The sequence below is a fragment of the Micromonospora sp. ABR4_055 genome (genome assembly GCF_056160425.1).
In genome coordinates this window covers 1-21,129 of sequence record NZ_JBSWXD010000120.1, presented here as the reverse complement: position 1 = coordinate 21,129, position 21,129 = coordinate 1, and the positions used below count along the sequence as shown (strand labels likewise).

General features: G+C 70.5%; 12 protein-coding genes. 6 read left to right on the top strand and 6 right to left on the bottom strand.

What is annotated here, in order from left to right; translation table 11 throughout:
- Nucleotides 1–188: hypothetical protein (locus ACXAHD_RS23530; protein ID WP_475053208.1), on the top strand; the 188-nt coding region annotated here is incomplete at its 5' end.
- Between the two features lie 1,558 nt (nt 189–1,746).
- On the opposite strand, the gene ACXAHD_RS23525 is transcribed toward ACXAHD_RS23530, so the two are convergent.
- Nucleotides 1,747–2,874, bottom strand: coding sequence for an SAVED domain-containing protein (locus tag ACXAHD_RS23525; protein WP_475053206.1), 1,128 nt, complete (start codon nt 2,872–2,874; stop codon nt 1,747–1,749).
- Nucleotides 2,875–3,031: 157 nt separating this feature from the next.
- Between ACXAHD_RS23525 and ACXAHD_RS23520 the strand changes: the two genes are divergently transcribed.
- Together ACXAHD_RS23520 and ACXAHD_RS23515 are read left to right on the top strand one after the other, a co-directional pair.
- The gene (locus ACXAHD_RS23520; RefSeq protein WP_475053203.1) at nt 3,032–5,548 is read left to right on the top strand and encodes a hypothetical protein; all 2,517 of its coding nucleotides are present in this window, start codon (nt 3,032–3,034) and stop codon (nt 5,546–5,548) included.
- Between the two features lie 7 nt (nt 5,549–5,555).
- The gene (locus tag ACXAHD_RS23515) at nt 5,556–7,868 is read left to right on the top strand and encodes a hypothetical protein (protein WP_475053200.1); all 2,313 of its coding nucleotides are present in this window, start codon (nt 5,556–5,558) and stop codon (nt 7,866–7,868) included.
- 64 nt (nt 7,869–7,932) lie between these two features.
- Here the strand turns inward: ACXAHD_RS23515 and ACXAHD_RS23510 are convergent, their stop codons facing one another.
- Genes ACXAHD_RS23510 through ACXAHD_RS23490 form a run of 5 tightly spaced genes read right to left on the bottom strand, consistent with a single transcriptional unit; the run spans nt 7,933 to nt 16,675 of the window.
- Complete coding sequence (locus ACXAHD_RS23510) at nt 7,933–10,482, bottom strand: hypothetical protein (RefSeq protein WP_475053198.1); 2,550 nt, start codon at nt 10,480–10,482, stop codon at nt 7,933–7,935.
- The gene (csx19, locus tag ACXAHD_RS23505) at nt 10,475–11,044 is read right to left on the bottom strand and encodes a type III-D CRISPR-associated protein Csx19 (RefSeq protein ID WP_475053197.1); all 570 of its coding nucleotides are present in this window, start codon (nt 11,042–11,044) and stop codon (nt 10,475–10,477) included. Before csx19 ends, ACXAHD_RS23510 begins: the two co-directional genes overlap by 8 nt.
- Nucleotides 11,041–12,675, bottom strand: a complete 1,635-nt coding sequence (locus tag ACXAHD_RS23500; protein WP_475053195.1) for an RAMP superfamily CRISPR-associated protein — start codon at nt 12,673–12,675, stop codon at nt 11,041–11,043. The genes csx19 and ACXAHD_RS23500 overlap by 4 nt, the downstream gene beginning before the upstream one ends.
- Nucleotides 12,672–15,038 (bottom strand): RAMP superfamily CRISPR-associated protein, encoded by a 2,367-nt coding sequence (locus ACXAHD_RS23495; protein WP_475053194.1) that lies wholly within the window; start codon nt 15,036–15,038, stop codon nt 12,672–12,674. The genes ACXAHD_RS23500 and ACXAHD_RS23495 overlap by 4 nt, the downstream gene beginning before the upstream one ends.
- Nucleotides 15,038–16,675, bottom strand: a complete 1,638-nt coding sequence (locus tag ACXAHD_RS23490) for a Cas10/Cmr2 second palm domain-containing protein (protein WP_475053193.1) — start codon at nt 16,673–16,675, stop codon at nt 15,038–15,040. Before ACXAHD_RS23490 ends, ACXAHD_RS23495 begins: the two co-directional genes overlap by 1 nt.
- A gap of 459 nt (nt 16,676–17,134) precedes the next feature.
- Here ACXAHD_RS23490 and ACXAHD_RS23485 point away from each other — a divergent pair, with 459 nt between their 5' ends.
- The 3 genes from ACXAHD_RS23485 to ACXAHD_RS23475 all read left to right on the top strand — a co-directional run.
- Complete coding sequence (locus ACXAHD_RS23485) at nt 17,135–19,402, top strand: McrB family protein (RefSeq protein ID WP_475053192.1); 2,268 nt, start codon at nt 17,135–17,137, stop codon at nt 19,400–19,402.
- Nucleotides 19,399–20,643, top strand: a complete 1,245-nt coding sequence (locus tag ACXAHD_RS23480) for an McrC family protein (protein WP_475053191.1) — start codon at nt 19,399–19,401, stop codon at nt 20,641–20,643. Before ACXAHD_RS23485 ends, ACXAHD_RS23480 begins: the two co-directional genes overlap by 4 nt.
- A gap of 125 nt (nt 20,644–20,768) precedes the next feature.
- Nucleotides 20,769–21,129 (top strand): hypothetical protein (locus ACXAHD_RS23475; protein WP_475053190.1); only part of this gene is annotated, 361 nt, incomplete at its 3' end.

Below are 21,129 nucleotides of genomic sequence, written 5' to 3'. Positions count from 1 at the left end.
AATCCTTACCGATCGGTCATAATGTGAAGCAGTTCACATCGACCGCCCTCTCATCTTCGATCCCTACCTCCCCCCCCCCCCCCCCCCCCCCCTCCCCCCCCCTCCCCCCCCCCCCCCCCCCCCCCCCCCCCCCCCCCCCCCCCCCCCCCCCCCCCACCATCCTTATCCGTAGAGAAGGCAGAGGATAATGGACATCTGCGCGCTGACGAGCGCCGCGTTGCTCGGCTTCATGGCTGGCCTGTTCGCGTTCCGGGTAAAGAGCCGCTGGTGCCCCAAGTGCGGCGAGCTGACCACCATTCCACCACCGCCACGCTGACACCCAGCCCCAAAATTCGGCTCAGGGCTTCTCATTAATCGCGTCTTGGGGCCGGGTTCAATCCGGTGCGGTTTTCGTGTGTCCAGGGGACTGGCGGCCCGCTGGGGCCGCTTTCACAAAGTCGAGGGCGGGTTTCAATCCGGCGCGGTTTTCGTGTGTCCGGGGACGAGCACGTCATGTCCGAGCTGACCACGTACACCCCAGGGTTTCAATCCGGCGCGGTTTTCGTGTGTCCGGGGACAATGGGAGTGTATTTCTTTACAGCGGGAATTTTGGAGGTTTCAATCCGGCGCGGTTTTCGTGTGTCCGGGGACTACAGAGGGCACCCTGTTTTGGCCTTCTTTGTCCTGTTTCAATCCGGCGCCGTTTTCGTGTGTCCGGGGACCCGGGAGCACTTGAAGGTTGCTCGGGCGGCGTTCAAGTTTCAATCCGGCGCGGTTTTCGTGTGTCCGGGGACCGGTTGCGAAGACATCCGATTCGACGAAAGGTGAAGTTTCAATCCGGCGCGGTTTTCGTGTGTCCGGGGACCCTGAGCTTTAGGTTGTTGTGAAGGAGAAATCCTTGAAGGTTTCAATCCGGCGCGGTTTTCGTGTGTCCGGGGACAGGGGAAACCCTGCCCTAGCTTTCATTGTCCTGCTCAGTTTCAATCCGGCGCGGTTTTCGTGTGTCCGGGGACCCAATCGAGCCGAATTCCCGGCTACGGGGGCTCCTCGGTTTCAATCCGGCGCGGTTTTCGTGTGTCCGGGGACGAAGCTGACCCCGCCACCCGAGGCTCCTCAGAAGAAGTTTCAATCCGGCGCGGTTTTCGTGTGTCCGGGGACCACAACTCGGCCCCAACGGCGAGGTGCCTTGGAGGTTTCAATCCGGCGCGGTTTTCGTGTGTCCGGGGACCTTGGACATGAAGAAAGCTGAGTGCCCAAAGCACGGTTTCAATCCGGCGCGGTTTTCGTGTGTCCGGGGACCCAAGAACGCGCGCACCGGCCCTGCAAGGGTTTCGTTTCAATCCGGCGCGGTTTTCGTGTGTCCGGGGACCCCTGGCTCTCCTTTCAAGGAGAGGGCGACACCATGGTTTCAATCCGGCGCGGTTTTCGTGTGTCCGGGGACCCGTGTCCGAAATGTCGGGCGGTCTGAGCTGGGCAAACAGGTGGCTCCGAGGGCAACCTCATGATCATCATGATCTTGGTGGTGGGTTAGATGATCTCTGTGAGGTGGGTTTTCGCAGCTCTGGCGTACTTTGGGATCTTTCCGCCAACCTCCCCCGGATCCCAGGCGTGTCGGAGGTTGTCGCAATCGACATTTCACTGCAACTCCGGCACTTAATCTTGCGTACATCGATGTGTTGTCCGTCCTCGATGGAGGCTGCTGGGCTCGGCGTGGCTGTCTCACCTCCCGTCCGGTAGTCGTCGACAGGCCGATGTGGAAATTGTCGCTCACCGGGTCGGCTCCGGCAAGGGAAACGGTTGGTACGAGTGGGTGTCCCGGTCGAATGAGAAGACCGTCCACCGCCCCGGATCAGGTGCCGCCAGGCGGGCACCCAACGCCAGCGAGATCGCCACCGAGCCGCTGAGGAACACGGCGTACCGGCTGGTGCGGGCGGCACTCGGCAACGCGGCGGCCAGCCACTCCCGGCGGGCTTGCTCCACCACCCCGGTATAGGTGACCGCGTCCTCGGCCAGCAACGAACCCGCGCTGCGCAGCACCAGCAGGTGACCGATGCCATGCTGTCGGCAGGTCTCCCGTACCGGATCGGCGAACTGGCGCCCGAAACCTTGCAGATCCAGCGCGAGCGCCGCCCGCGACGGATCCCCGCCCGCCACGACCTCCAGGCTCGCCGACAGCGGAGCCGCCGCCGACTCGGTGGCCCGCAACGCCGTCGCCGCGAAATACGGGGGAGAGCCGTCGGCCTGGCGGACGGCGTGGACCCGGACCTCACGCGAATGGGTGTGACCCAGCCGGGCCCCGAACCAGAACGCCAGATGCAGCGGCATCGTCGGGATCAGATTGACCCGGGTCGCCTCCGGCGTCAGCCGCTGCGCCAGCATCAACGCGTTGAACGTCTCATCCGCCAACTCCTCGACCCGAGACTTGTCCACCGCCGGATCGCCGGACAAGGTGACCGCCGTCGCCACCGTCACCGCACACGTCGACCGGCTGAACTCCTCGGCCTGCTGCTCGTACTGCCGGGCCTTGGCCAGCCCGCGCCCGACGTCGCGCGCGGTCACCACGATCCCCACCTGCACCTGCCGGTGCGCCCGCTCCCGCAGCCCGAACCCGGCCACCAGCAGCGCCACCCCGGCCAGGCAGCCCACCACGAACCACCACCGGCCTGCCGCCTCACCGACCATCACCGACTTGGCCGCCTCGACACCGAACCCGCCAGCCAGCGCACCGCCTACCGCCACCGCCGCCGTCCCGTCCGACAACGCCGCCCGCAGCCCGCCCGCCCAGCCGCCCCGGTCACCGCCCGACCCACCGCCGGCCCGGCCCGCCCAGCCACCACCACCGGTGGCCGAGCCGAACACCGTCAACCCCGGGCCGTCCCAGCGATCGTCCGTCACCGTGCCATCATCGACGCCGGCCGCGCCACTATGGAACCCACCGCCGGGGCAAGGCTGCCATCGGATACCCGACACCGCCTGCCGCGTGAAAAATCCACTGAGTAACGTTGGTCGGCTCGGCACCATCCCCCCGACCACCCCCTCGATTGGACGGGCCGTGTCCCCTCGCGTTTCCTTCGTGCTGCACGCCGTCGGGCACGCCGACCTCGGCGTACCCCCACCCGACAGCGCCGGCGCCACCGACCTGCTGCGGCTGCTCGACGAGCGGCCCGACGACGATGACCAGACCCGGCGGATCCTGCGGCTACGCACCCCGGCGCAGACCACCGGCGACACCGCGCCGCTGGCCGCCGCCCTCGCCGCCCTGCACGCCGACTCCGACACCGCCGGCACCGCCGTACACCTGATCCTCGCGACCACCGCCCGGGTCTCCGCCATCGCCGCCGCGATCGACCGCGCCGTCCGCCACCTGCCCGACCTGTACGGCGGCACCATCGCCGCCGTCACCGTCATGCACGGCGACAGCCTCGACGAGACCGACATCGCCACCGGCGTCACCCGCACCCTCCACACCCACGCCGACCCGGGCACCGACCGGGCGTACGTCGTCTGGGGCAGCGGCTCCACCCAGACCGTCCTCGGCGCGCTCGACGCGGTGATCACGTCCGGGCTGCCGTGGTCGTTGATCCGGATCGGGCCGACCGTGGCGCCCCGGCACGCCGTCTACGATCCGACGGCCGGGTTGCCGGTCGATCCGGTGGTGCCGTTGCTGCGTCGCTGGCGTTACCACGATCTGCTGCGGGCTCTCGCCGATGCGGGTCAGCTCAGTCTGACGGTTGAGCAGCGGCGGGTCGTGGACGCGGAGGCTGATCACTTTGGGCAGGCGTACGTCGTGCCGAACGCCGACCGGATGCGGGCCGTGATGGCCGCCGCGTTGATGCGCGGCGACGGCAGCAGCGGCTTCACCGTCCGCGCCTACGTCGCCCAGCGCTACCACGAACTGCGCGCCGCCGACGGCTCCCCGCTGGACCTGCTCACCTGGGCCGAACAGCACGCCAAACGATCCCCGGTCACCCTCGGGGCGATGCTGCGGGTCATCCGCGAGCAACGCGCCGGGCACGCAGACCCGGCGGTACGGGCGGCGAAAGCCGCGCCCAGCGGCCGGTGGCTCGCCTCGCAGATCGTGCACCAGCTCAACGAGATGGGCAAAGCCAGCGCCCACGAACTCAAACCACCGGACCCGCCGATGCTCGACGCGCTGCGCCGACACCTGCGCCAACACGACAGAACCCCGACCGCCACCGGTGGCGGTGGCGTGCCGGCAGCCGGTGACAACGCACCGGCCGGGCTCGGATCGCTGACCCTGGTGCCCGGCGACACCGTCTGGTACCTCAGCGTCGTCGGCAACCCGTCGCGCGACGGCAGCCCGTACATCGTCGAACAGATCGTCCAAGCCGCCGCCGACCCCGACCGGCGCGACGACCTCGACCCGGCGGTCCGCACCTACCTCGGGGTGCCGGCCGGCCAGCCGGTGCCGGTCAAGGCGTTGATCCTCGGCACCGCCGCCGGCACCTACCCGCACGCCCGCCAGGCCGCCGACCGGCTGCGGGCCGCCGGGCACACCGCCGTCGCCGCCCCGATTGCCGACCTCGGCGTCGCCGCCGACGACCCGGCCGCGTTCACCGAGCCGGCCGCCGCCGAGCTGCTGCGCCAACACGTCGGCCCGGACACCGGGGCGATCGTGCTGATCCCGACCGGGCCGAAGGAGCATGTGCTGACCCTGCTCGCCGCCGGGCAGCAGGCCGCCGCCGTACGGGGAATTCCGCTGTTCCTACGGCAGCTCGTCACCCGCGACCGGAGCGTGCTCGACGCCGGCACCCACCGGCTGCCGCTGCGCTTCGGCACCGACCTGGCCATCCTCGCCGCCGCCAGCCACGCCCTGGACGTCGCCGAACTCGACACCGCCGCCCGGCTGCTCGGCACCCTCGCCACCGGGCAGCCACTGAGCGCCCGCGCGGTGAGCCTGTCCGACGCGCTGCGCTGCGCCACCCAGCAGCTGCGCCGCTGGCCGGTGCCGGTGCAGGCCGACGTCACCACCACCGAGGACTGCACCTTCCGGATGATCGGCGAACGGATCGACGTGTGGGCCGCGCTGCCCGACGTCGACCGGGACGCCGCCACCGGCATGCGCGCCATCATCGGCGCCTGCGCCAGCACCGAACACTCCATCGACGCCAACCGGCTCAAGGAAGCCACCCGGCGGCAGGTGCTGCGACCGCTGTACGAGATCCGCAACCGGCTGCCGATCACCCACGGCCACGGCCGCGCCGACGGCGACACCCCGGAGTCGCTGAACCCGGAGCCACTCGCCCCGGAGCCACTCAACCTGGAGCCGCTGATCCTGGAGCGCACCGGGGGAGCGCAGCGCACCGTCAGCGGGCTGCTCACCGCGATGGCCGCCGCCGCCCGCAGCACCTTCGGCGACCGCCCCGGCGGCGGCCCCCGACTGGCCGACCTGCTCGCCGAGCTGCGCGACGACGTACGCCGGCTGCGCGACACCGAACACACCGAGCTGGCCTGGCGCGCCGAACGCGCCGGCCAGGCGGGCCGACCCGGCCTGCCCGGCCTCGGCGGCAACAGGCTCGGCACCATCGTCGACACCCGACCCGAATAGGACGAACGTGACCCGACACGTCACCTACCTGCTCCACGCCGTCGGAAACTCCGACCTCGGCGCACCGGCGGGCCGCGCCCGCCTTTCGGCCGGGCAGGCCGACGCCGGTGAGCTCCTCGCCCGGCTCGAACAGCGGCCCGACGACGACACCCACACCCGGCAGATCCTGCTGCTGCGCACCCCCGAGCAGACCGCCGGCCAGGTCGCGCCGCTCGCCGCCGCACTGGGCGCTCTGCCGGCCGATACCGGCACCACCACCATCCACCTGGTGCTCCTGTGCACCCCGGTGGTCGCGCCGATCGCCGACGTCATCGCGCACGCCCTCCACCGCCAACCCGACCTGTACGGCGTACCGGTCACTGACGTCACCATCATCCACGGCGTGAGCGTCACCGAACCCGACGTCGCCTCCGGTGTCACCCGCTTCCTGCACAGCCGCGCCGACTCCGCCGAGGGTCGGGTCTACACGGTGTGGGGCAGCGGCGCCACCCAGGTCATCATCGGCGCGCTCGACGCCGTCATAGGCTCCGGGTTGCCGTGGTCGTTGATCCGGATCGGGCCGACCGTGGCGCCCCGGCACGCCGTCTACGACCCGACGGTCGGGTTGCCGGTCGACCCGGTGGTGCCGTTGCTGCGTCGCTGGCGCTACCACGACCTGCTGCGGGCTCTCGCCGATGCGGGTCAGCTGAGTCTGACGGCCGAGCAGCGGCGGGTCGTGGACGCGGAGGCTGATCACTTCGGGCAGGCGTACGTCGCGCCGAACGCCGACCGGATGCGGGCCGTGATGGCCGCCGCGTTGATGCGCGGAGACGGCAGCAGCGGCTTCACCGTCCGCGCATACATCGTCCACCGCTACCAGGAGCTGCGGGAACACGACGGCAGCACGCTCGACCTGCTCACCTGGGCGCAGCAGCGGCACGGGCGACGGATCGCCACCCTCGGCCAGCTGATAGGCACGATCGACCGGGAGCATCAGGACTCCGCCGTGCTCGACGCGAAGCGCACCGCCAGCGGCGAGTGGCTCCTCTCGCCGATCGTGCGACAGCTCAACGAGATGGGCAAGGACAGCTCCCACGAGCTTGCGCCGCCGCAGCCGGCGATGCTCGACGCCCTGCGCCGGCACCTCGCCGAGCACGACACCGCCCCGGCGGCCGACCTGCCCACCCCGTCCGGACTCGGGCCGCTGCCCCTGGTGCCCGGCGACACCGTCTGCTACCTCACCATCCTCGGCTGGCCGGACCGCAAAGGCGGTGACTATGTCATCGAGCAGATCGCCGATGCTGTCGGACAGAACCGGTGGCGGCGGATCGAGAAAGACGTCCAGACCTACCTCGGCGGTCCGGTCGAGGTACCGGTGAAAATGATCATCCTCGGCACCGCCTCCGGTACGTTCACCCACGCGCAGCGGGTCGGCGAGCAGCTGCGCGCCGCTGGACACACCGTCGTCACCGCTTCCGTCGCTGCCGTCGGGCTCGACCCCGACGACCCGGCCGCGTTCACCGAGCAGGCCGCCGCCGAGCTGCTGAGCCAGCACGTCGGCCCGGACACCGGGGCGATCGTGCTGATCCCGACCGGGCCGAAGGAGCATGTGCTGACCCTGCTCGACGCCGGGCAACAGATCGCCGCCGTACGGGGAATCCCGCTGTTCCTGCGCCAACTCGTCACCCAGAACCAGAATGTGCTCGCCGCCGGCACCCACCGGCTGCCGCTGCGCTTCGGCACCGACCTGGCCATCCTCACCGCCGCCAGCCATGCCCTGGACGTCGCGGAACTCGACACCGCCGCCCGGCTGCTCGGCACCCTCGCCACCGGCAAACAGTTGAGTGACAAGGCGCTGCGTCTGTCAGAAGCGTTGCGCCATGCCGGCGAGTCGGAGGACTGGCCGATGACCACCGTGGACGCCGAGGATCGCGCCGTCCGGATGGTCGCCGAACGGATCGAGGTGTGGGCCACGCTGCCCGGCATCGACAAGGACCCGGCAACCGGGATGCGGGCGATCATCGGCGCATGCGCCTGCGCCGAACGCTCAGCGGACAACCACGCACAGACCAAGACGAAGATCCGCGACGAGCTGACATGGATGTTCGACACCCGCAACCAGTTGCCGGTCACCCATGGGCACGGGCCGTTCGACGCCCGCGCCCTCGACGACCTGATCCTGCACAACACCGGGGGAGCGCAGCACACCGTCAGCGGGCTGCTCACCGCGATGGCCAACACCGCCCGTGACACGTTCGGCGACCGAGTCTGCGGCGGCCCCCGGCTGGCCGACGTGCTCGCCGAGTTACGCGACGACGTACGCCGACTGCGCGACACCTGACCCGTCCGCCTGGCCGGCTGCCGGGCTCCGGTAGCGGGACCTCCACCGGAGCCCGACAGCCTGTTCACCGGCGTCCGTCGCCCCGGCCGCGGTCGTCGTACCGATGGCCGTTGCCGCCCTGGCCTCGGCGGCCACCCATCTTGCGGCGTCTGGGACGCGGAGGATCGTCCTGCGGCTCACCCGGCCAGGCTCCGCCTGGTCGGCTGCCGGTAGACGCGCCTGGCTGGCTGCCCTTCGGTTTCCCCGGCCGGATGCCGGTCGGGTCGTACGGCAGCGGCAACGAGCCAGGGTCGGACAGCTCACGCAGCGACAGCCGTCGCCCGTATTCCTTTCCGGCCTCGTTGCCGATCTTGTCGTTGGCCACCCACCAGTCGTAGGTGGTGTTGCGCGGGGTGGCCGGCACACCCGCCGGCGAGCCGTCCGCTTTGCGCGGGTAGTGCACCGGAGCGCCGACGAACCCGTACGCGGCGTTGAGGAACTCCTCCCGCACATCGGTCAGATGCTCGCGCAGCACGTCGTCGTAGCTGGCGACGAGTTGGCGGGCCGCGCTCAGGTCCGCGTCAGCGGGCGGCGGTGACAGCGACAGTATGCGGTAGCGGTCCAGCAGCCGATCGCCGGTGAACAGCCGGGTGTCGTCCCAGTCGACTTCGACCCGTACCGCGCCGAAGCCCAACGGCTTGCCCAACCCCAGCTTGAGGCAGGCGCCGTCCGGTAGCGACAGCAGCCACAGCAACGCCCCCAGCTCGGTGCCGGTCAGATTGTCGACCTGAAGGGTGAGCGCGAACGTGGTCCCCGGCTTCACCCAGTGCGACACCGACGTGGTGATCTCGGTGTTGTCTCTGGCGTTGCGGTCGACAGGTGGGCGAGCGTACTCCCGGAAGCGGGTCCGCCCGCCGACCGTCACCGGTCTTGGCTTCGGCGGTGCGGGACCGTTCGGTGTCGCCGGCCGGGGCGGCTGAGCCGGCGGCGTCCAGTAGTCCGCCGCGCCCGGCTCGCCGTCAACCACTTCGGCGTGGGTCAGATAGGTCTTCCGGCCCCGCAACCGGCGAGTGTCGGCGGCGGCCGGGTAGCCTTGTTCAGCGCGCCGATCCGGAGCCTCCAGCGGAGCCCCGTTACGGTCGCCGAGATAGAACAGGAACTGCGACGGTTTCGGCCCGTTGAGCACGACCAGCTCCAGTGGGCGGATGAGCCGATGAACCCTGTCCTTGCTAGGCACCCCGTCGCCGTCGGGCGGCAGCACCCTCAGGTGCCCCCGATGTGCGACCCGTGAGTCGTCCTCGCCTTGGCGTACCCAACCGAACACCCGGTCCGCCGGGGACAGCAGGTTGCGCTTGTCGGCCGGTCGGTGCCGCCCGGGGAGGCTGACTACCGGCGAGCCGGGAAACGGCTTACGCCCGATCATCGCCGGATACAGCCCGACCGGCTTTCCGTCGGAGTCGAGTTCCACGTACAGCGTGTCACCGACCTGCAGCGTCCGCCACCGCTTCGCGTCCCACACGTAGCTGCCGTAGCGGACTTTCAGGCTGCTTTCCGTCTCGTGGGCGCGCTCGTAGGAATCGATTACCGCTCGCCAGCCGTCGACCAGGGCCTTGCCGACGGTCGGGGCCGACAGTCCCGGCGTGGCCGGACCCTCTTTGACCTGCGTGACAACGAACCGTTCGAACCTTTTGCGCCCTTCGCCGGCCGGGAATGTGCTGCCGGTGACATGTAGCCGCCCCCGGACCCGCACCAACGGATGGTTGGTGACGGTCAGTCCCGTGTTGTTCTTCTTTCCCCTCGCCTGAGCCTTCCGCGCCCGTTCTATCGCCCGGGCCTGTTCGTCCTGGCGGTCGGCGACACGGCGCTGGTCCGCCACCGACTCGTCGCACAGCTCGCCGGGCCGGGCATAGACCGCGACTCGCCACAGCGGATACGGGCCGAGTAGAGCGAAGTAGATCCACGCCTCCATCTCGGGGCTACGCGTCGATTCCTGCGAGCCCGTGACCGCATGACCGACCTTGCCGCTGCAGCCGCCGACGCACTCGCAGGGCAGGTCCATGGGCGCCCACACCGCCGTCTGCACGGGCTTTTTCAGCGGACCGCCCTGCCAGTCCTTCGGATCCAGTGCATCGACCACCTGCAGCGTGGCGCTGCCGTCCCCGTTGACCTCTGTCACTACGGCGGGTCGCAACCGCTGGGCATGGTCGGTGGTGGCCCGGATGGCCAACTGCTGGTCGTGGCCGGTGAACACGCCGAACCGTGAGTTGGTGACCGCCTCGTACGCCGACCGCAGCGCACCCTTGACCGCCGAGCCGGCCAGCACCGGCCGGCCGGCGTGGTCGACCCGTACCGGCAGCGGCGCGTTGGTCGCGGTGTCGTCGGCCGCGCGCCGTCCATGGTCCGGGATCAACATCGGGGTACGGGCGGTGACCCGGACTCGAATCGTGCCGGTCCACCGGTCCGGGTCGTACCTGTCGTGGCCGGCCGGCGGCCCGTCGGCCAGCTCTGCTGGCAGGGCGTCGCGGTCCGGGATGGACACGAAGCCGTACGGGTTGAGGAAGTGCCCCTTGGCGTCCTTCAACTCGGCCGGGCCGGCCGAGTCGATAGGGCCGACCGGCCGGTGCTGATCACTCATCGGGCTTTGCCTCCTCGGTTGCCTCGCTGTTGGGGTGCGGACGGGCGACCAGCCCGACCAGCCGTTCGTCGATCACGGCGACGTTGCCGTGTCTGTCCTCTTCGAGGTACTCGACGACCTGCAGCCACACGAGGTGGCCGTGGGTGGGTTTCGAGCCGCCGACCGGGACGTCGAGCACGCCGATTCGGGCGTCGTGCAGCGCGACCCAGCCTGTTGCGGGCTGCGGATCGACCGCCACTCCCCACAGCAGCCGCTCGTGCCGCGGCCGTTGGCCGGTAGCGCCGTCGCTGACCTGCACCGCCGTGCCGGTTCCGGCCGAGGTGTTCCGCCAGCGCAACTCGGTGTCGGTGGTGAACGCCCGCAGCTCGAACACCCCGGTCAGATCGAGTGCGGCTCCGTCGGGGCCGGTGGGCGCCCCGTCGGCGTCGAACCGGAACCAGCGGACGTCGGCCGGCCGGTAGCAGAACCCGATCCCCGGCCCGGCGTCGTGAGCGAAGCTCTGCAGTGCCTGACCCACCGGCCCTTGGCCCTGGACCTTTTGATGGCGCGCGACGGTACTCACGCTTGCCCTCCTGTCGTTGCCGCCAGCCACGCCGTCATCAGTGGCTTGGTCACCTCGTCGTCGGCCAGCACCTCGGCGAGGGAGCGGCCGTCGAGTCTCCGACACCAGCCGGAGCGGGCGTCGGCCTGGAACCGCACCCTTTTCGGGTCGACCCGCACCCCGCCAGCGCCGCGCGTGGTGCCGTGGCCGAAGCCGAGCCAGCCGTCGCACAGGTCCCGCAGCACCAGCAGCAGCAACGCCAGTGCTGCCCGTCGGTCGTCGTCGGCGCGTGCGCTGGTCGTCGTCGGATCCTGGTCGAGTTGGTCCACCGCCAGGTCGAGCGTGATCGGCTGCCACGCGTCAACCGTGGTGGCATGCGGCTCCAACGTCGCGAACAGCAGCGCGTCGGCGGCCCCGCCGGTCCAGCGGTCCACCGCCACGTGATGAGCGATGGTGAACTGGATTCCGTCGACCGTAGCGTTCAGTTCGTCGACCGCGCGCTGCAGCGTGCCCAGCGCGGCTCGTACCTGATCGGTCGTGCGCTCCGGTGGGTTGCCGCCGTCGGGGCCGTGCGCGTTCTGATGAACGGTCTCGTCGAGGCGTCGCTGCAGCAGGCGTACCGCGTCCCATTGGGCTGTCGGCAGGGCGGCGTTGCTGACGCAGGTGGCTACCTGCAGGGCACCCCGCCGCCCGGCCGGCAGGTCACGGTCCTTGCTGTCACGGGCGGCGGCGGTGCCGAACAGCGCCGCCACCGGCCCGAGCCCGTCGGCCCGCATCTGGTCCAGGAACTTCTTCGGAGCGGTGGCGCCGGTCACCGTACGGGTAATCCGCTCAGCGTGACTGCGCAACACTCCCTTGATCGAGCTGCCGGGCAGCTCCAGATGGGTGTGGTCACCGTTGCGTCCGGTCAGCGGAAACGCACTGACCACATCCCCGTCGGCGCTGACCTGCACGGCGAGTGGACCGTGCGGGCGCCAGGGCACGCTGATCCGCAACGTCCCAGGCGGCACCGCCTCGGGATCGGCCTCCGCCAGATCGACCTTCTGACCCCCGCTGCACAGCGCGGCGAGCATGCCGGCCCGGGTGGCCAGATCCGATACCCGCAGTACGGCGTCCTCCAGCCGGACCAGGCCGAGTCCCCGCGTGGTGGCCGCCCCGACGCTGATCCCCGGCCCGCACAGCCGGGCCGCGACGGTGCGGGCGAGTTTCTCCGCCTTGCTGGCGGAGTCGTCGTTCGGGGCATCGACGACCATCCGGAACTCGAACCGGGTGCCGGCGGGCAGCACCTCCCGGCTGAACAGGTGCCCCCTGGCCGCCACCCCGTGCACCCGGTCGATCGACACGTGGTCGCGTAGCTCGACCTGGGGCTCGCCGACGGCGGGGGCGTCATCGATCCGCACCCAGGAAGCCGCCCCGCCGGTGCCGTCGGGTTTCGGCGCCAACCCCCACAACAGGTAGTCAGGCGCGCCTGCGGCCCGCAGCGTCGAACGGATCACGCCGGCCAGCGCGGTGCCGGGCAGCAGCGGCCGGCCCGCTCCGTCGCGGGCCTGGACCAGCTGTGCCGGCCCGGCGTCGAGACCACCGATGTGCACCGGTGCCTGGGCGACGAGGGTGCCGGTCAGTTCCCATCTGCTGGTTACCAGGCGGCTCATGCCGGCGCCTCCTCGTCGTTGTTGACCTCAGGACTGTCCGCTGGTCGGTTGCGGCGCTGCTCGACTTCGGCCCGCACCACTTCGGCGAGCAGCCAGCCGACTGCCTGCCGGTGCAGTTCGTCGGGGATCCCGCTGGGCGGCCGGACCCCCAGGTACGACCAGAGCGCCTCCGCACCGGACACGAGCTTTGTCAGCCGGTCGAGCCGGTCGCCACCCCAGATCTCCTTGCGTGACCGGTTGCGGCGGGTCGCCGCGACCCAGCCTCGGATCTGCTCCGGGCCGCCGTCCTCGACGACCCGGTCGGCGAGGGTCCGCAGCGTGCCGAGCTGCGCCGCGGTTGCCCGTGGCGGCACGAATTCCTTGCGTACCTCGGCACTAGCTGCCCGGACCGCCGCGGCGCGATGCAGCTCCCGGTGCCAGCCACGGTGCAACAACTCGCCGACGACGTCGCAGCTGCCGGCTTTGACCACCTTGATCAGCGCTTGGTCGAGCAGTTGTGGCTGCAGCGCCAACCGGCCGTAGCCCTCGGCGGTCCGCTCACCGATCCCGGCCGCCTCGACCCTGCACAACGCTGACTCGTCGGGCACTCCGGTCATGTCGAACCGGAAAACGCTGCCGCCAGCCAGGCCGGTCAGCGACGGTCGGGGCATCGACCAGCGCTGCTGCCACGACTCGACCCGTCTGACGGTGGCCAGCTCCACCGGTGGCTGCCCGGGAGCCGGATCGGGCAGTCTCAACTCGACACCCAGCTCCGTGCTCAGGGCAGCCGCCAGCGCGGTCGCGTCAGCCAGTGGTTCGCCGGCCGGACCGCGTAGCAGCAGGTCCGACAACAACCAGACGACGAGCTGCTGGTCGGTACGGATCTCGCCCCGGGCAGCCAGTCGTGGTGTGCCCGGGTCGAGGACGTCGACCTTGACGTGGCCGTAGTCGTCCTTGCGGGACCGGCCGATCCCGTGCTCGCCGTCCAGCCAGTCGACATCCAGCGCCGCGTCGGCCGGGAGCCACAGTTCACAGCGCAGCACGGTGCCGGCGGCGATCGCCTGGTAGACGAACAACCCTCCGGAGTCCTCGGTGGGCCGTTGCGTGCCGTCGTCGACAACGGCGTGGGCCTGCGTCACCAGGTCGACTTGCGCGAGGTGGATGTCTTCGGCGCCGGCGCGGACACAGAAGTCGTCATCCGTGCGGAGGCGTCGGCCGTCGTCGTCACGTGGTTGGAAAATGTTGACCAGTGTCTGTGGGTCGCCGGGCCGGCGTGGCCGGGCGTCCTTGTCGTGGTGCAGGGCGCGAGGTCGAGGCAGTGCCCGTTCGCCGTTGACCTCGATGGTGGCGTTGGTGACCACCACCTGGCCCCCGGTGATCAGCTCGGTGGCGCGCCTGCCGAGTGCCTTCGCCACCATCGGCAGCAGTGACGTGCCCGGCACGTACTTGTCGGTCAGCACCATGTTGCCGATCACCCCACGGGCGACCAGCAGCGGAGTGATCGCGGTGATCCGCAGATCGTGGCGGTGTCTGAGCTGCTCGGTCGCCCGGGCACCGAGCGTGGTGCCGGCCGGGTCAGCGCTGGTGCCTGCCAGGATCGCCGCAGTCGGCTCTTTCGCCTGGTCCACCTGGTCGAGCAGGGCGGCCAGGCGGGGACCGGCTCGGCCGTCAACGCTGGCCCCGTCCCCAGCGACGGTGACCCGACAGCGCCCGGCGCCCCGGCGCCGCTTGCCGCCGACCGCGTCGACGAGGCGGGCGGCCGCCCGCAGCAGCAGCTCTGCCTCCCACGGCACCGCATCGTCGGCGGCGAGACCGGGGAAGACCAGCTGCCAGTTGGCGGTGACGGTCAGCCCGACCGCCGCCCGCTCCTCGATGCGGAACGTGTCGTCGGCAGCGGTGTGCCGGTCGGTGTCGATCGCCACCCCGGGGCGCAGCAGTACGGCCGCCTCCCGGGCCAGTGCCTGGTTGCGCTCGTCGAGCGCCGCGATCGCCTCCCGTACCGGTGCGGCGAGACGCAACGGCCGGGCCTGCAGCGTCGCCGGCACCGGCATGGTGCGAGGCTGCGGACCGGCGTCGAGCTGCTGCCGGGACGACGCGCCCGGCTGGCTGCCGAAGACCGCCTCGACCCAGGCGTGCCAGGTGCCGGTGGTGCCCTCATCCAGTCCGGCCGCGACGGTTTCCGCCGTGTCGCGCAGCATCGCCGCGAGTGCCTTGCCCCGCAGCATCGGCAGCCCATCGGCGTCCCGCTGCACTTCGCGGTCGACCGCGCCGTGCCGCCCGGTGCCGGTGCCGCAGGCCCAGTCGCTGAGAAACTCCACCTCGACGGTGAACGGCTGCTCGTTGCGCAGCCCGGTGCTACCCGTCAGCTGATCGATGTCGGCCATCAGCGCAACGCCTCCTGTCGTGGCGGCTGCCCGCCGGTACGGCCGGCTTCGCGGTTGGCGTGTGGCGCGGTGCCGGTGGCCATGTCGATCAGGTCGACCGCGCCGAGGAGCCTGCTGAACCGCACCTGCTGTCGCTCGCCGTCCGGCGAGGACTCCTCGGCCGGCTCGTGCACCAACAGGTGCGCATCGAGGAACGGTCGCGCCGTCGCCGGGTCGGGTGCCCAGACGGCGACCTGGTCGCGTGCCCGCTCGACTTCGGCGCGTCCTGTGAGCAGCGCCTGCCGCAGCCGGTGCAGGGCGCTGCGGGGCAGCACCGGCGGATCGTCCTCGCTTGCCTTGCTCAACTCATCGACGGCGCTCCGCAGCAGGGCGACATCGTGGGCCGCCGCCCAGCTGCCGGCCTGTGGCGTACCGATCACGACCGGGCCTGGCCACAACCGCGACAAGGCACGAGCGCCATCTGGCACGGTCAGCGGCGTGCGGATCTGCTCCAGACGCTGCCCGACGGAGTCATGCAGGACATGGAAGTCCAGCGCGCCGCAGCGATCGTCGATCCGTTTGATCTGCTTGGCTGAGGTGCACAGATCCTCGGCCAACTTGTACGCCTGGCTGAACGGGTAGTGCGGCTTGACGTACGCGATCCCGGCGCAGGCGGTCAGACCCGGATGCTTGCCGCCGGCCAGGACCTTTTGGACGACCGGATGGCCGGCGGCGATCTTCGCGAATTGTTCGACGAAGGTCGCGGTCACGTCGAACGCCGGCCGGGCGTCCATCACCACGGTCACGTCGTCTCCGCCGACCACCAGGGGCAGTAGCCAGTTGTCGCGGCCCTGCTGGGCGGCGACCGCCTGCTTCAGCGCTTCCAGCGTCACCTCGTCGAGGGCTGCGCTGAAGGCCCGCAGGTTGTCGAGGAACTCCGGACCGGGTTCTTGGGCCAGCTTCTGGAAAATGGCGCCGATGCCGTTGCCGTCGGCGTGCATCACCGCGACCCAGCCGGCGTTGCTCACGCCGTCCGCCAGTTGACTGGCGCTGACCACCGCTTCCTCGCCGAGCCGACTCGCCATCCGCTGGCGGCCCGCGTCGCGCTGCTGCCACGCGGCATCAACCCTGGCTGATCTCGAGTACGGCCTGGTGCCTTCGTAACCGAAAGCGGTCGACGGCTGACCTGAGTAGTGGCAGGGCCGGGTGAACGGCAACGTCGGGTGCCGCAGCAGTGGCGACGGACGCCGGCTGCGCCATGCCGCCTGCAACTGGTACGCCCGGAGGAGTCCTTTCCCCAGCTTGTCTTCGGTGACCGACGTCGGATCCACGGTTCCCCAGATTTCCAGGCCCGGTGCCTCGTCGAGGGCACGGCGGGTCACCGCCCGGATGATCCCCCTGCCGGCGTCCTCGTCGTCGGCAAGCAGCAGCGCTTTGCCGGAGGCGGCCACCACGATCTCGACGACGGGCTCCGTACGCTCTTCGTTGATCTTGTCAACGGCGGTCTTCACCCACTCGGTGCCGCTCCGGAAGATCAATTCGCTGGCCCCGACGTTCACCGCCTGTTTGTTGCTGGCGAACACGTACGCCTGATTGGCGCCGGTCTCTATCACCACCCAGTGCCGGCTTCTGCTGCTCGCTGGAGATTCGCTGCTCATCCACATCCCTTCGTCTTGCGTGTCCTTGTCGGACGGCGCGCGGCAAGGCGGGCTCCGTCGCCAGACCACCGGCGTCTCGGTCGTACAACGTGGAGACGTCGGTGGCGGAGCGCGCGCTGCACAGAGGGCAGCCGGCAAACCTATCCGATGGAGTGCGGTGGACACAGCTGGTTCGCCGGGCAAATTTCAGACACTTCACGTCGCGCGGAGCCTTGACCATGTCCGGCCGAGCTGTTGCTCTCATTCCGAACACGGAAGTGAAGCCAAGCAGGTTTCAATCCGGTACGGGCAACCGTGTGGGTCGATGGTATTTGATCTGTGCCGAGGCAAAGGGCTGGTGTGCTTGGAAGGTTGGCCAGATTCAGCTGTCTGGTCTCGGCGTAGCCTCGGTCGTTCGGCGCCAGACGCGACCGACACCGTGGATACCCGGCCCTCGGCGATGTCGTAGCGTGCACGGCCGTGGTAGACGTCTACGCCGCCGCCCGGCGGATCATCGAAGCGGGCCTTGCCGCCGACGACTCGGCATTTACTCCTGGTCGTCCGGTCTGGACAGCTGAGTCGGCCGACCTGCTGGAGAAGTATTTCGTGCAGCGGCCGGACGCCGGCACCGGCAGTTTCACCAGGAAGCTGCGCGGGCAGCTCGACGGCGTACCGGCGACCGCAATCCAGCTGATGGCCGAGCTGATCTACCTGCATCTGCTGCTGCCCCGCGACCTGGGCGGGACCGTCAAACGCAAGGTGATCGGGGCTGCGTTGACGCTGCTGCCGGAACCGGTGCGGATCCCGGCCGATCTCGACGCGGTGCTCGACCACGGGCGGGTCAAAGCCGGCGTGGCCTACCTGACTCAGCGGGACCGGCAGATCGCCTGGCTGGTCCGGGTGCTCCAGGCGTGGAAGGCGTTGCCGCGCGACGAACAACGCCGCGCACTCGACGATCCGTGGAAGTTCCGCGAAATCCTCGACGGCGTGCCGATCAACGCCGCGTACAGCCAGCGGAACCTGCTGCTCAACCTGGCATTCCCGGATGTCTTCCCGGACATCGCGTCGAACAAGCACAAGAAGCTGATCGTCGCCGCCTTCACCCACCGGCTCACCACTCCGACCGGTGACGTCGAGCGTGACCTGGTGGCGATCCGTGACACCCTCAACGCCGAGTCACCCGACCAGACGGTGCACTTCTACCACCCGCCATGGGCGGACCGCTGGCTGCCGTCAGCGGTGGCGGCCGCCACCACCGGACAACGTGGCTGGCTGGTCCGCAGTGCCCGGGTGCACGGCCGCAACCTGCTCGACGACTGGCTCGCCGACGGATTCTGCTCCATCGGCTTCACTGAACGGCTCGACGGTGAGATCGCCGGCTCCAGGGCCCAGATTGTCGAACAGCTGCGGCAAGCCGCACCGGACCTGACTCCGATGCAGCGGGCCATAATGGCCGGTGTCCTCGACCGGTTCCACAACCAGATGAGCGAAGGGGACATCGTTGTCGCCGGTGACCGGCGTGGCCTCTACATCGGCGAGGTGACCGGCCCGGTCACCCGGGTCGCGTCCACCGATGACCTGTCCAATCTGCGCCGTGCCGTGCGATGGGCCAACCCGGCCGCACCGGCCGACCGCGACGAACTGTCCGACGCCGCCCGCAGCAAACTCGCCGGGTACCTCAGCGTCGCAGGCCTCGGCATGCACACCGCCGAGTTCGCCGCCCTCGCCGGCATCGGCGAGGGCGACGACGCCGACGGCGGGTCCGCCGACCTCGACGGCGAGGACGCGGCCGACTTGGCCGACCTGGCGGCCGAGCTGCCGGAGCCGACCACTGCACTCGCCGAACGGCTGTTCATCGACCGGGAGTGGCTGGCCGAGACCGTCGACCTGCTGCGGGAGAAGAAACAGATCGTGTTGTACGGGCCGCCCGGCACCGGCAAGACGTACCTGGCACAGGAACTCGCCCGCTTCCTCACCGGCGAGGCCGACAACGCGTACCGGCTGGTGCAGTTCCACCCGTCGTACGCGTACGAGGACTTCTTCGAGGGCTACCGCCCCCGGCCGGCCGACGACGGCAACGGCGTCGGCTTCTCCCTCGAACCCGGCCCGTTCAAACAGCTCGTCGAGGACGCCCGCGCCGACCCGGCGCAGCCGTACATCCTGATCATCGACGAGATCAACCGCGCCAACCTGGCGAAGGTCTTCGGCGAGCTGTACTTCCTGCTCGAATACCGCGACCGCAACATCGCCCTGCAGTACTCGCCCGGCGACGACTTCGACCTGCCGCCGAACGTCTACCTGATCGGCACGATGAACACCGCCGACCGGTCGATCGCCCTGGTCGACGCGGCGATGCGCCGCCGGTTCTACTTCCAGTCGCTGTTCCCCGGCGAGCCGCCGCTGGTCGACATGCTGCGCCGCTGGCTCGACGACCAACAGTTGCCGGCCAACCGGGCCGACCTGCTCGACGAGCTGAACCGCCGGATCGGCGACCGCGACGCCGCTGTCGGCCCGTCGTACCTGATGACGTCACGGGCCGCCACCGAAGACGGCCTGGCCAGGATCTGGAAGACCGCGATCCTGCCGCTGCTGGAGGAGCGCCACGTCGGCGACGGCGTCGACGTGCGCGCCCGCTACGGCCTGGACGTGTTGTGGAAGGCGCTCGCAGCCGGCAGCACCTCGGCGGCGACCCTGACGGCGGTCGAGCCGCCGGAGCCGGTCGAGGAGACCGGGGACGAACCCCAGTGAGGCTGCTCAGCCTGGGTGAACACCAGACCCGCGACTACGACCCGGTGCCGAAGGCCGTGGCCGAGGCCCTGGCCGCCACCGGCCTGGTCCGGGTCTCGGCCACCCTGGACGGTCGGCTGCGGCTGCGAGCCGGCTCCCGCGTCGGCGCGGTCCGCGTCCACGCGGGCCAGGCGGGCGCGGGTCAGGCCGGATCCGAGCCGGCCGTCGAGGTCCGGGTACGCCCGAAGCTGCCGATCGGTCGGCTGATGTGGCTGCTCGGGTACGCCGACGATCAGCGTGGCTGGCGCGACGAGCCGGTCGGGCTGGCCGAGGAGACCGACCTGGTGCCGGCCATGGCGGTCGCGTTCACCGCCGCCTGCTCGGCCGCGTTCGCCGCCGGGGTGCTGCAGGGCTACCAGGTACGTGAGGAGGCGTTGCCGGTGCTGCGGGGCCGGATCCGGGAGGCCGACCAGGTCCGGCGTCGACTCGGCTTCGCCCCGCCGCTGGAGGTCCGCTACGACGACTACACGGTCGACATCACCAAGAACCGGATCCTGCTGGCAGCTGCCCACCGGCTGCAGCGGCTGCCCGGCGTACCGGCAGTGACCCGGCACGCCCTGCACCGGATCGTCGCCGCGCTCGCCGACGTTACCCCGCTGCCGGCTGGGGCAGTGTCGCCGGTGACCCGGGTCGACCGGCTGACCGCCCGTTACCAGCCGGCGCTGCGGCTGGCCCGGCTGATCCTGGCCGGCAACAGCGTCGAACAGCCGCCAGGCCCGTTCGCCGCCACCGGCTTCGTCTTCGACCTCAACGCGGTCTTCGAAAGCTGGCTCACCGCCATGCTGCGCGACAGCATCGAGTCCCGGTACGGCGGCCGGCTGCGCGCCCAGCACCAGTCGCACCTGGACACCGGGCGGCGGATCGGGCTGCGACCCGACATCACCTGGTGGGACGGGTCGTCGTGCCGGGCGGTGGTGGACGCCAAGTACAAGCCGACCGCGTGGGGCAAACCCGGTGAGACCGCCGGGCCGGGCCGTCCGCCGAACAGCGACGTCTACCAGATGCTGGCGTACTGCACGACGTACGGGCTGGCCCGGGGCCATCTGGTGTACGCCGCCGGCGGTCCGACGTCCGGCAGCTACCAGTTGGCCGGTTCGGGAATCCGGGTCGACGTACACCCGGTCGACCTGTCCGCGCCGATCGCCGAGATCCGTCAGCGGATTCACGCCCTCGGCACGGCCGTCGCCGAGCCGGCCGGATAGCCGCTTTGATCCACTTCGGCTGATCGACGCGACACGCCGAACCACTGTCTGAACAACCGCAGTGGATCACTTGCGCGCGACGGAGGAGCGGATATCCGGTTGCTGGCGGCTGAGACGATCATCCGGTGCCGCACTCCACCGCCGAACTGCTCGCTGCCCTCGACCCGCTGACCCACCACGCCCGGATGTCCGCCCTGGCCGGGCACGCCCGCCGGCTGGCCGCCACCGGAGACCTGCCCGCCGTACTCGCCGACCTGACCGGCGGCGACGCCCACCAGCGGTTCCTCGGGCTCACCATGGCGGTGATCGTCGGTGACCAGGCGACGGTGCGGGCCGGCTTCAGCGACCCGGACCGCCGGCTGCGGGCGGTCGCGGTCACCGCGTACCTGCGCTCCGGCTGGGCCGACCCCGACGAGGTGGCGGCGCTGCTGCACGACGCCCCGGCCGACCTGCGGCGCACCGCGTACCGGGCGCTGCGCGCGGCCC